Origin of the sequence: Lacticaseibacillus camelliae DSM 22697 = JCM 13995, from assembly GCF_001311195.1 — a bacterium.
Lineage (GTDB): Bacteria > Bacillota > Bacilli > Lactobacillales > Lactobacillaceae > Lacticaseibacillus > Lacticaseibacillus camelliae.
Genome location: NZ_BBAJ01000078.1, coordinates 1 through 10,893, shown reverse-complemented (window position 1 = coordinate 10,893; position 10,893 = coordinate 1). Strand labels below are relative to the sequence as shown.

The 10,893-nt window shown below is 55.7% G+C and carries 11 protein-coding genes and 2 pseudogenes; 4 read left to right on the top strand and 9 right to left on the bottom strand.

Features of this window, described 5'->3' with window-relative positions:
* Window positions 1-391: regulatory protein RecX (locus JCM13995_RS11215; protein ID WP_173581563.1), on the bottom strand; the 391-nt coding region annotated here is incomplete at its 3' end.
* A gap of 148 nt (window positions 392-539) precedes the next feature.
* Here JCM13995_RS11215 and JCM13995_RS14675 point away from each other — a divergent pair.
* Both JCM13995_RS14675 and JCM13995_RS11210 read left to right on the top strand, forming a co-directional pair.
* Window positions 540-716, top strand: a complete 177-nt coding sequence (locus tag JCM13995_RS14675) for a hypothetical protein (protein ID WP_156314462.1) — start codon at window positions 540-542, stop codon at window positions 714-716.
* A gap of 63 nt (window positions 717-779) precedes the next feature.
* A pseudogene (locus JCM13995_RS11210) lies at window positions 780-2,000 on the top strand (helix-turn-helix domain-containing protein); the annotation flags it as partial.
* Window positions 2,001-2,006: 6 nt separating this feature from the next.
* Here JCM13995_RS11210 and JCM13995_RS14670 read toward each other — a convergent pair.
* The gene (locus tag JCM13995_RS14670; RefSeq protein ID WP_156314461.1) at window positions 2,007-2,180 is read right to left on the bottom strand and encodes a hypothetical protein; all 174 of its coding nucleotides are present in this window, start codon (window positions 2,178-2,180) and stop codon (window positions 2,007-2,009) included.
* 9 nt (window positions 2,181-2,189) lie between these two features.
* Window positions 2,190-2,567, bottom strand: a complete 378-nt coding sequence (locus JCM13995_RS11205; RefSeq protein WP_054665704.1) for a hypothetical protein — start codon at window positions 2,565-2,567, stop codon at window positions 2,190-2,192.
* An 83-nt stretch (window positions 2,568-2,650) separates the two neighbouring features.
* Between JCM13995_RS11205 and rlmD the strand changes: the two genes are divergently transcribed.
* Window positions 2,651-4,018: a 23S rRNA (uracil(1939)-C(5))-methyltransferase RlmD gene (gene rlmD / locus JCM13995_RS11200; RefSeq protein WP_054665700.1), complete on the top strand. Its 1,368-nt coding sequence runs from the start codon at window positions 2,651-2,653 to the stop codon at window positions 4,016-4,018.
* A gap of 12 nt (window positions 4,019-4,030) precedes the next feature.
* A complete protein-coding gene (locus JCM13995_RS11195) occupies window positions 4,031-4,507 on the top strand; it encodes a nucleoside 2-deoxyribosyltransferase (RefSeq protein ID WP_054665697.1) in 477 nt (158 codons plus the stop codon).
* Between the two features lie 62 nt (window positions 4,508-4,569).
* On the opposite strand, the gene glf is transcribed toward JCM13995_RS11195, so the two are convergent.
* From glf to JCM13995_RS15005, 6 genes and pseudogenes are all read right to left on the bottom strand, one after another.
* Entirely contained in the window at window positions 4,570-5,679 is a 1,110-nt protein-coding gene (gene glf, locus JCM13995_RS11190) for a UDP-galactopyranose mutase (RefSeq protein ID WP_054665693.1), read from the bottom strand.
* A 167-nt stretch (window positions 5,680-5,846) separates the two neighbouring features.
* Window positions 5,847-6,401, bottom strand: a complete 555-nt coding sequence (locus tag JCM13995_RS11185; protein ID WP_054665690.1) for a hypothetical protein — start codon at window positions 6,399-6,401, stop codon at window positions 5,847-5,849.
* Window positions 6,402-6,424: 23 nt separating this feature from the next.
* The gene (locus JCM13995_RS11180) at window positions 6,425-7,213 is read right to left on the bottom strand and encodes a C39 family peptidase (protein WP_054665687.1); all 789 of its coding nucleotides are present in this window, start codon (window positions 7,211-7,213) and stop codon (window positions 6,425-6,427) included.
* 23 nt (window positions 7,214-7,236) lie between these two features.
* Window positions 7,237-8,616, bottom strand: coding sequence for a hypothetical protein (locus JCM13995_RS11175; RefSeq protein WP_054665684.1), 1,380 nt, complete (start codon window positions 8,614-8,616; stop codon window positions 7,237-7,239).
* A gap of 185 nt (window positions 8,617-8,801) precedes the next feature.
* Window positions 8,802-9,512: a C39 family peptidase gene (locus tag JCM13995_RS14020; RefSeq protein ID WP_162230955.1), complete on the bottom strand. Its 711-nt coding sequence runs from the start codon at window positions 9,510-9,512 to the stop codon at window positions 8,802-8,804.
* Window positions 9,439-10,893, bottom strand: a pseudogene (locus JCM13995_RS15005) (hypothetical protein); the annotation flags it as partial. The pseudogene JCM13995_RS15005 and the gene JCM13995_RS14020, both read right to left, overlap by 74 nt.

Sequence of the window (10,893 nt, the reverse complement as noted above, 5' to 3'; positions counted from 1 at the left end):
CGACCTGCCGCGGCCCGCGCTCGCCCATCGCCAGGTTGTCGCGCACTAAGATGTCCGCGTACTGGGCGTCATCGAGCAGGCGAATTGCCTTCAGGTGATCGGTGACCTGCTTGACCACGGCCTCAGGGACTTCATCCTGACGCAGCCGGTCGCGCACTTCGTGGACCGTGCGCGGCTGGTGGCTGATGTAATTGAGCGCCGTGGCGTTGGCCACCGAGGCCACCTCGGCGTCCTTGATGGTCGTCACGTCCTCCGGCGACAGTTCGAGGCCCTTCAGCAGCCGGTATTTCACCAGCGTGCCCTCGCTGACGGGGAAAGCGTACTTGCCGTCGAGAAACAGGTTGTACCGCCCCCGCCGCTTCTGGGCAGTGATTTTTGTGATTGTTTGCATCTCGCGGCCTCCTCAAAAGAATTATTCTCTATAATAATATGGTAAAATATGGTTTAATAAAAGGGCGTGAATAAAGGGGTGAGCAGCGTGTTCGAAGACCATTTTTTTTGATAAGCGGACCTCGACGACTTACCAAGTCTTCCGCCTGATGAAGGCGCACGCGGAAAATAACTTCACCATCAACCGCCTCACTCAGGAATCAGGTTTGACCTATTCCCAAACTTATAACGCTAATCAGGAAATCATGGCCGACCTGCAGCAGATGTACCCGAGCAAAAAACAGCCAAACGGCAACGCGTCTTTCACAATCCTAGTAGCCAGCTGACCGTTGATGAGTATCGCTTCCACCTGCTGAACCAGTCGATGGCGTTCCGCTTTTTTTGACTATGTCTTCCGCACGCCTGCTCCCAATGTCCACCACTTCTGCGCCAGTGCCGACATCAGCATTTCCACGCTGCGTCGCCGCATCGCACCCTTTCGCCGCTACATGGCAAGCAAAGGCGTCCACCTTGACGCGAGCACTTGGGCCCCAGATGGCCCGGAGACGCAGATTCGCATCCTGATTCTCACGTTTTACCTTCTGGCTTACCGCGGGGTCGGCTGGCCGTTTTCCGAGGAAGCGTTCGATACTGCCCGGCGCGATTTTGATTTGCTCAACCAACCGCAGCAAGGCGCGGTATACAATGCCACGGCCGTGCCAAACAAGCAGGACGTCATGGTGCTGGCGATTCAGGCAATGCGGATCGCAGGTGGTCACCTCATCCGGCCGGCTGAGCAACTGCCGACGCTGTTTAGCGCCAGCGATAATGCCGCTAAGGTCTTTGCCCCTAGCCGGTTTCCAGCGCTTTCTGAGCCGGCGCTGGAATGTGAACGGAACTACTATGATTTCTGCCGCATGCATTACGTTTCCATGCGCGAGACCTTGAACGGCCAGGATCAGCTCATTTTGGACCGCCTCGCCACGCCAGACACGCCGATTCACAACTTTGCGCAAGGCCTGATGGACTTCCTGCTTGCCGCCTGCGACCCGCAATCTGCCGAGGCCAAGCCAGAAAAGCACACTGTACTGCTCGCCAACCTGCACCGTATTGCGTTTTCATACCTGACACTGCACGGAACGTTTGCCATGCGGTTGGATTTTCTCAACCCGCAAGTTCAAGAGGCGGCAAACGGCCGACTGCCCACGCTGATCCGGCAGTATTTCGATCAGCTGGAGCCGGCAGCCGTCGGCGAGTTAGCCGGTGATTACGACGCGATGTACCAGCAGCTTTACGCCGTCATCGCCCCAGACTTTCCGGAGCTAAACAACGACCACCAGCTCAAAGTTGCGGTCATTGTGGACGAAGGGACCTTCATGAGTCGCGACCTGTTCACGTTCCTGAAAGGCCTGCACTTTGTGAAAATCGTCCCACCAGACGCGAGCAAGCTGCCGGATGTAATCATCACGACGCTCAACACGTCTGGTGTCCTCTCCCGCTACTATACCGAAGCGCGCCTGGCCAAGGTCCGCGTGATCAACTGGCAGCTGGCCCCGGCGCAAAGCGACTTTTTCAATCTAATGGACACCCTGTATGCCGTCAGGCTGCAGGTAGTGGCCAAAAAGGACTGAGCGCACTCAGTCCTTTTTATTTGGCCGCGGGCGCACGGCAATTTTGGCTAGAATCAGCACCACCACTGCCACCAGCAGCAAGATCAACACCACCGCGTTGTTCAGCAGGTACCCGACAATGCCGAAGACCAGGAGCACCACCAGCACGGCAAGAAAACCATTTCCATTCAGAAATTTCATTTCCCGCTCCTACCGATGAACCGGCACGGCCCGGTAGCCATTAAAGTAGTTGACCGCTTCAAAAATGATCAGCGCGACCACCACCAGAATTGTCAGCACGGTGTTGGAAATCGTCTTGAAATACCACACCGCGGCAATCAGCACGACCAGCGCGATCATGTAGGCGTACACCAGGTTGCGGTTCGGCTCGAGCACAAAGCTCGCTTCCGGCGACTGAAATTCCAGCTGGTGCGTGCGTGAATAGTGGCCCACCTTAAAGGTGACGGTGTCGCCGCGCCGGACCGGTAGCGTCAAGGTGGTGCCAGTCATCAGCTCCTGGACCTCACCGTTGTGGGTGATATAGGCAATCGTTTTCTTCGAAGAATTTGACTCTAATCTGATTTTCACGGTTGTTTCCTCCTGTAAGGATTATACCCGAGTTGGTGCAGCCGTGCCATCTTCGCTATAATACGGGCAAAAGGAAGTGCCTCATGGAAAATACAGTGCAAGGCGGGACTCGCTTCCCGTTGACGATCAAGCGACTGGACATCAACGGCCGCGGGATCGGCTATTACAAACGCAAAATCACCTTTGTCGAAGGTGCGCTGCCCGGCGAGGTCGTCGTCGCGCAGGTGTCGGCCGTGCACGACCGGTACCTCGAGGCCATCACCCACCGCGTGAAAAAGGCCTCGCCCGACCGCGTGCAGCCGGCCGAACCGCTTTACGGTAAAATCGGCGGCGTCGAGCTCAACCACCTGGCCTACCCGGCGCAGCTCCTTTTCAAGCGCGATGTGGTCGCGCAGAGCCTGGCCAAGTTCAAACCGGCCGGCTGGCAGCATTACGAGCTGCGGCCCACCATCGGCGCCGCCGACCCGACGCATTACCGCAACAAGGCGCAGTTCCCGGTCCGCGTCATCGATGGCCACGTCCGCGCCGGCTTGTACGCACCGCATTCGCACCACCTCGTGCCGCTAACCGATTTTCTCACCCAGCGGCCGCTCACCATGCAAGTGGTTCAGGGCTTGTGCCAGCTGCTGGAAGATTTGGCGGTGCCGATTTACGACGAGCAAAAGGGGTCTGGGATCGTAAAAACGCTGGTGGTCCGCGAATCTGCCGCCACCGGTGAGGTCCAGGTCACCTTCGTCACCAATTCGCCCAAGCTCCCACACAAGCCGCAGCTGCTCGCCGGTATTTCGGCTCAGCTGCCTGCTGTGGTGTCGGTGTCGCAGAACATCAACCCCGGTGAGACCTCGCTGATCTGGGGGCCGGAAACGCATTTGCTGGCGGGCCAGCCATACATCACCGAGCGCTTGCTCGGCCACAACTTCGAGGTGTCGCCGCAGGCCTTCTTGCAGCTGAACCCGGCGCAAACTGAGGTGCTGTACACCCAGGCGCTCCAGGCGCTGGCCCTGCACCCTGGGGCGAAACTGGTGGACGCGTACGCTGGCATCGGCACCATCGGCATCAGCTTGGCCAAGGCGGCCGGCGAGGTGCGCGGCATGGAGATCATCCCCGCCGCCGTGGCAGACGCCAACCGCAACGCCGAGCTGAACGAGGCCACCAACGTGCATTACACACTTGGCACCGCCGAGGCGCTGTTCCCCCAGTGGCTACTACAGGGCTTTCAGCCTGACGCCGTGATCGTCGACCCGCCGCGCGCCGGCCTGGAGCAGCCGTTCATCGACGCGCTCCTCAAGGCCCGGCCGCAGCAGTTCGTGTACATTTCCTGCAACCCGTCCACGCTGGCCCGTGACCTGGTGCCGCTGGCCCGCGCTTATCAGGTCGACTACATCCAGTCCGTCGACATGTTCCCGCAAACGGCGCGCTGCGAAGCCGTTGTCAAGTTCACTCGCAAGTAAGGAGAGACCGTCATGAAAATCTATTTTGCTAACGCATTGTTCAGCGAGGCTGACTTTGCCTTCAACGCGCAGCTGGTCGAAAAGCTCCGCAAAGCCGCGCCCAGCCTAGACATCTACCTGCCGCAGGAAAACGCGAGCATCAACGACAAGAATGCCTATGCGGATTCCAAGATGATTGCCCAAGCCGACACTGAGAAGGTCCTGGCGGCCGACCTCATGATCGCCGTCCTCGACGGTCCCACCATTGACGTCGGGGTGGCCACCGAAATCGGCGTGGCGTACGCCAAGCACATCCCCATCCTGGGCCTGTACACCGACTCCCGCCGGCTGGGCGCCACCAACCAGCAGAAGCTGGCGGCGCTGCAGGACGTGGCGGAAAACCAGTTCCACTACCTCAACCTTTACACCATCGGCCTGATCAAGCTGAACGGCGCGGTGTTCACCAACTCGGCCGACCTGATCCAGGCAGTGTTGAAGCGCGCGCAATAAAGATTTTACGAAAAGGGGGCGTTCCAGCTCAGACAGCCGGAACGCCTCCTTTTGCGGCCTCATTACTTGTCGAAGTGCGCGAGAAACTGCAGCGCCGCGGCAATGACTTGGTCCATGTTGTAGTAACGGTACATCCCCAGCCGCCCGCCAAAGGTAATCTGCGGGAAGTTGGCCGTCGCAAAGCTCCGGTACTGCGTGAACAGGTGGTCATTTTCGCTGTTGTTGACCGGGTAGTACGGTTCGACCCCTCGCGACCAGTTTTGCGGGTATTCATGCGTGATCACCGTCTTGCCCTTGTTGCCGGCACCGAACTCGAACCACTTGTGCTCGATGATCCGGGTGAAGGCCGTGTCGCCATCCGTGTAGTTGATAACCGCATTGCCCTGGTAATTGTCCTGATCGAGCACCTGCGTGTCAAAGCGCAGGCTGCGATACTCCAGTGCGCCAAAGCGGTAATCAAAGAACTCGTCGATCATCCCCGTGTAGATGATCCGGTCGTAATCGTGCAGATAAGCGTCCTTGTTGGCCAAAAAGTCGGTGTTGAGCTGCACGGTCACGTTCGGGTGATCGAGCATTTTGTCCACGATCTGCGTGTACCCACCGATGGGAATGCCCTGATACGGGTCGTTGAAGTAGTTGTTGTCAAACGTGAACCGCACCGGCAACCGGCGAATGATGAAGCTCGGCAGCGCCTTGGGGTCGCGGCCCCACTGCTTGGCGGTGTAGTCCTTGATCAGCTTCGTGTAAATATCCGTGCCGACCAGCGAAATGGCCTGCTCCTCCAGGTTCTCGGGCTTTTTGCCGTGCAGGACCGCGCGCTGGGCCTCGATTTTAGCCTGCGCCTCGGCCGGGGTGATCACGCCCCACATTTTGTTGAATGTGTTCATGTTGAACGGCAGGTTGTAAAGCTCGCCTTTGTAGTTGGCAACGACCTCGTTGGTGTAGCGATTGAAGTCCGCAAACTGGTGGACGTAATCCCAGACCTGCTTGCTGGTGGTGTGAAAAATATGCGCGCCGTACTGGTGCACCTGAATGCCTTCAACTTCTTTGGTGTAAATGTTGCCGGCAATGTGGTCACGCTTATCGATCACGGTAATGTCGTCGCCGCGCTTGGCCAACTCATTGGCACTCACCGCGCCGAACAACCCGGCCCCAACAATTAAAATCTTCATGATGTCTCATCTACCTCTGTTATTCTTTCAAGAACCAATATAACACAGCCATTAACAAAGCCATGCACAGGTCACTAACTCTTAGGCATGCATAGTAGTTCTGCCGCCAATTCACAATCAAAAAAAGCCGACACTGTTGTCGGCTCAATTAAAAAGTCCGGAGTAAGTTACTGAACTTCCTCATCAATATCTTGTTGCGAAATCACATCATTCACGACCTCAGTGCTGTCGGGATTTTTCAATACTACCTTGAGCACAACCCCTGGCTGAGTTTTGCGAGCCTGATTAATGGCGGGTAACAACGCTTTGACCAAAACCGTCTTCAGTGCTGATTTATCGGTGTTCTTATCCAGCGCTTTTGCCAGGGTCATCGTGTAAACGACCGTACTATCACCTTTTGCAGTCGCCGTAATGTCGGAGTATGTCCCCCCTGCATTCGCCTTGACCTGATCCAACTGCTGAGGGGCGGCTTTTGCCACACTGGCAACTGCAGATGAACCAGCGGCACTGCTGGAAGAACTCGCGCTCGAGGATTGTTTGCTGGTGGCCTTTGTTGCCGCCGACTTACTTTCAGCCTTTTTCTGCCGGGCCTTTTTCACTTGACTGCTCTTCTGGGTCTCCTTCGTAGGCGCTTGGCTGTCCTGATGCACGAACCAAGCAGCCCCCGCAATGATGACCACCACAGCTATGACCCAGATCGCGATTTTACTTGAACGTTTCATGAGTGATCCTTTCCGTTGCCTTTTCATTTGGCAATATAAACCGTCGCGGCAGACGCGCCCTCATCGTGATTGCCCTGGAGCCAGGACAGCCGCTTCCAAATATCGGTAAGGGACTTACGGCCACTGTATATCAGGCCACTCCATGGATCGTGAACGGTGGTGTAACCATTGGCATAACCGGTCAATGCCACAATGTGGCGGTAAGTACCAAAGTCCAAACATACCGATGCCGGATAACCCTTCGCCAAATAGCTTGCCAGCTCGGCCTGCGATCCCATGACCTTCCAACTCAAATTCCAGTGATCAGCATCTCGCGTCAAATCGGACTGAAGAGAGCCCGCACCGTCGCGATCAAAAGTACCATGCGCATGAGCGTAATCTGCCGTCATTTTAGGCGTCACGTTTTGACCGAAACCAGAAATGATCATGGCCATCGTGGCTTGACCGCAGCCAGTCTTGCCGAGCGTCCAGCGTTCGTATTTGACATTCGCCCACCGCTTATCAAGCTGACTATAATACTTCAGACTAAAGGTCTTGGTCGGCTGCAGCGTGTGGTCATCCACATACCTCAAACTCCCGCCGAGCGGCTGCCAGTTTGACCAAGGTGTGGTGGCTTTGGCGTTGATGTACCCAACCCACTTCTTGCCATCATACAGTGAATAATATAGCGACCCATTGACGTGCCGATACATACCCGTAGCGGAGAATACCTGATTTTTCATTGTGGTACTGGAGCCGGCCTGACTGGTAAAAAAGCCGTGCCAAACCGGATAGCCTGAGTGGGTTAGCTGCACCTTGCCAGAATGGCTCATCCAGGCGCCTTGCGGAGAATCGCTCACCGCACCGTTGGCAGCGTTGAGGTAACCAAGCCATGAGCCATCCGCCTGATAGAGCGAATAGTACGTCGCGCCATTAAAGGCTTTGTACTGACCGCGTACTTCAAAAGTCTGCTGATAGACTGCTGAAGTACTTTGGCTTGCCCCAAAAAAAAGCTGTGCCAAATCGGCTGATTCTTCTTCGTTGTGGTCAGATAAGCGTCCTTGGGGAGCCAACTACCGGTTTGTTTAGCCACGATTTTGACCTTAGCGGCGTCGACGTATCCTTGCCACTGGTTTTTGGCATCATACAGCGAAACCAAGGTCTGGCCCGCAAACGTTGTGTACTGACCGGTCACTTGGTAGGTGGCCGTGCCCATTTCTGCAGCGGTCTTCTTCTGGTTGCTCAATGAAAAGTCACTGTAGGTTGGCGTATCTTGGTCCACAGTGACATACCCGCTGGCCCGCCGCCAACTCCCTTGCGGCCCTGCCGCAACAGTGACATCGCTGGCCTTGGCATAGCCGACAAGCTGACCTTGGTGATTTTCAAGAATCAAGACCTCGGTCCCGTCAATCGCCTCATACTTACCGGTGGCATGGTACGTTTTGCCGTACGCACTGCCCCCTGTCGCCTGCTGCGTCAGTTGTGGGTCCTGCCATAACTTCGCCGTCTTAGCAGTAAAGGTCACGTAACGATCATCGGAGATTTTGGGGCCGAGCGGGTCACTCACCTCTTCGAGAGCATTCGCATTCATGTACCCCAGCCAATGACCGCCAGCGTCGTACAGTGAATCATACACACTGCCATTGCTGTGATAATATTGCCCTTTGACGCGCAATGCCGCCCCATTTTTCACGCGCAAATAGTTGCTAAAGCCAAAACTCTTCCAAATCTGGTACCCAGCGTGAGTGACCCGCACCCAACCGGTTTTCGGTTGAAACACCCCTTGTGGCTGAGAGGTGAGCTTGACGCTGCTTTCCGGCACATAGCCAAGCCAGCCCCCATTGGCCCGATACAAGGATTCATAGCGCGTCCCATCGAACCAGTGGTACTCACCTGTGACCCTGAAAGTCTGGTGCAGCACCGTGTCACTAGTGGCTTCGGCCTGCCCGTTGAAATCCTGATAAATCGGCTGACCCGAGCTCATTAAAGTGGCGTACCCCTGTGCGCTCAACCACGCACCCTGTTGGCCGCCGTTTGCGCCAACCCGGACGGAAGCCTGATTGAGATAGCCATGCCACCGGCCGGCAGCGTCGTATAGACTCAAGTAAACACTGCCGTTTTGGTGGTGGTACTGGCCCTTGGCCAAGAAGGTGTGGCCATACAGCGCGTCACCATTTTCCCGCTTAGTCCAGCCGAAACTACTCCAACTCACCGCATTTTTCGCGGTCACAGTCACGTACCGGCCATCTGCAATGAATGGGCCTGAGCCGACGCCAGCACCGACGTCGGCGGGGCAGTGACCACCCCGCTCCCAGCAAAACCAATCGCACTTGCTGCGGTTAAAGCCAGCACTATTGCATGAATTCGATTACCCAATTGATTACTCCTCACCCAAAAATTTCAAAAAAAAGTGTCATTTTCTTACTTGCCAATGTAAACGACAGCTGCGGAAGCCCCCATATTCGTATTATCCGATTTCCATGACAGCATGCTCCAAACCTGCGACAGCGAATGGCGCCCGCTGAACAGAAGACCGCTCCACGGATCATGAACCGTTGTCGTCCCATTCGAGTAACCGGTCAGCACCACGATATGGCGCACCCCACCGCTCAGGTTCAAGCAAACCGTTGCCGGATATCCTTTTTGCAGGTAACTCTGCAACTGGCTGCGAGAGCTCATCACCTGCCACTTGACCCCGTAATGGTCAGCTACTTTGGTCAGATCCGATTCAGCGGAACCGACCTCACCTGGGGTATCAAAGGTCCCGTAACGATGCGAGTAATCAGCAGCCTGGCTGGGGGTGATCTTGTGACCAAAGCCGGAAACAATCATGGCGATTGAGGCCTGACCACATCCCGTTTTACCAAAATTGATTCCGCCATAACTCTTGCCTGCCCAGCGGCCATCCAACTGGCTGTAGTAAACCAGCGAAAAGTTTTTCGTGTACTTAGCCTTCGTCTGATCGTAGTACTTCAAGACACCGTTAACCGAGTACCAGCCACTCTTTTTCGTGGGCGTGGTCGCCGCGGCATTGACGTACCCGATCCAGGTCTTGCCACTATACAGCGAATAGTACACGGAACCATTGAAATGATGGTACTCGCCTGTCGCCGAATACTGCTTGTTGTGCAATTTCGTCGTCGTGTTGACCTGATTGGTGAAGAATCCTTTCCAAATCGGGTACCCGGTATGACTCAGCGTGACCTTCCCGCTGTGCGCCATCCAGGCCCCTTGAGGCCCAGAGGCAAAAGCGCCATTGTTGGCATTGATGTAGCCCAGCCAGCCGCCATTGGCTGCATAAAGTGAATAGTATGTGGCCCCAGTGTATGCGTGATACTGGCCCTTGATCTGATAAGTCGATTGATAATGCGAAGACGTACTCTGACTGGAACCAAAAAAAACTGCGCCAAATTGGTTCGCCTTTTTTGGTGGTCGTAAAGTAGCCGGTTTTACTGATCCAAGAACCCGTTTGACTGGCAACCAGCTTGACCTTGCGACTATCGATATAGCCCAGCCACTGCTTATTGGCGTAAACGGAATAAAGAACGCGCCCGTCAAACGTATGATACTGGCCGGTCACTTTGTACGTATTGCCAGCGACCGTACTGCCCGCCGTTTTGACCTGACTCAGGTCAAAGTCACTGGACAATGTGTTCTCACCGTTTAACGTGACGTAGCCGCTGGCACCCAGCCACACACCCTGAGGCCCGTTCGCCTTGGCAACACTTTTGGCACTAACAATGCCCACCAGCTGATCTTGGCTGTCGTGCAAAACTAGGTAGGTATTCCCGTTAACGTGTTGATACTCACCCACCACGTGGTACGTGTGCTGATAAAGCGCGTCGGCACTGTCACTCTTTGTGAACTGCGTGTCTTGGAAGACCTGGGCGTTTTTGTCAGTGACGGTCACGTAACGGTCAGCTGCCTTCATCTGGCCGATTGGATCGGCTATCGGAGTCACCGCCTTGGCGTTCACATAACCAAGCCAGTGCCCATCGGCATCGTATACAGAATCATAAATCGAGCCGTTCACGTGGTGATAAACGCCTTTAACTTCGACAACTTGGTTCGCCGCCGCCTTAGTGTAATGAGTAAAGGCAAAGCTCTTCCAGATCTGGTAGCCCGGATGCGCCACAGACACCCATTCTGTGTGGGCCTGAAACGGCCCCTGCGCGTTGGTCCCCTGGGTAAAGCTGCCAGCAGCCATGTAGCCTACCCACTTGCCCGTCCCATCGTAAAGTGAGACATACACAGTGCCGTCAAACCAGTGGTACGCGCCAGTGATCTTGAAAGTCTGACCCAGGTACTGATCACTTGTCGTGGCGGCTTGTTCATCAAAACCTTGATAGATTGGCTGGCCTGCTTGCGTCAGCGTGGCATAGCCGCTGTCAGCCAGCCACCCGCCTTGAGGGCCAGCCGCGATGCTCACCGAATTAGCGTTAATGTAGCCATGCCAGGCTCCATCGGCATCGTAGAGGGAGAGATAAGTGCGCCCATTTTGATCCTCAATTTT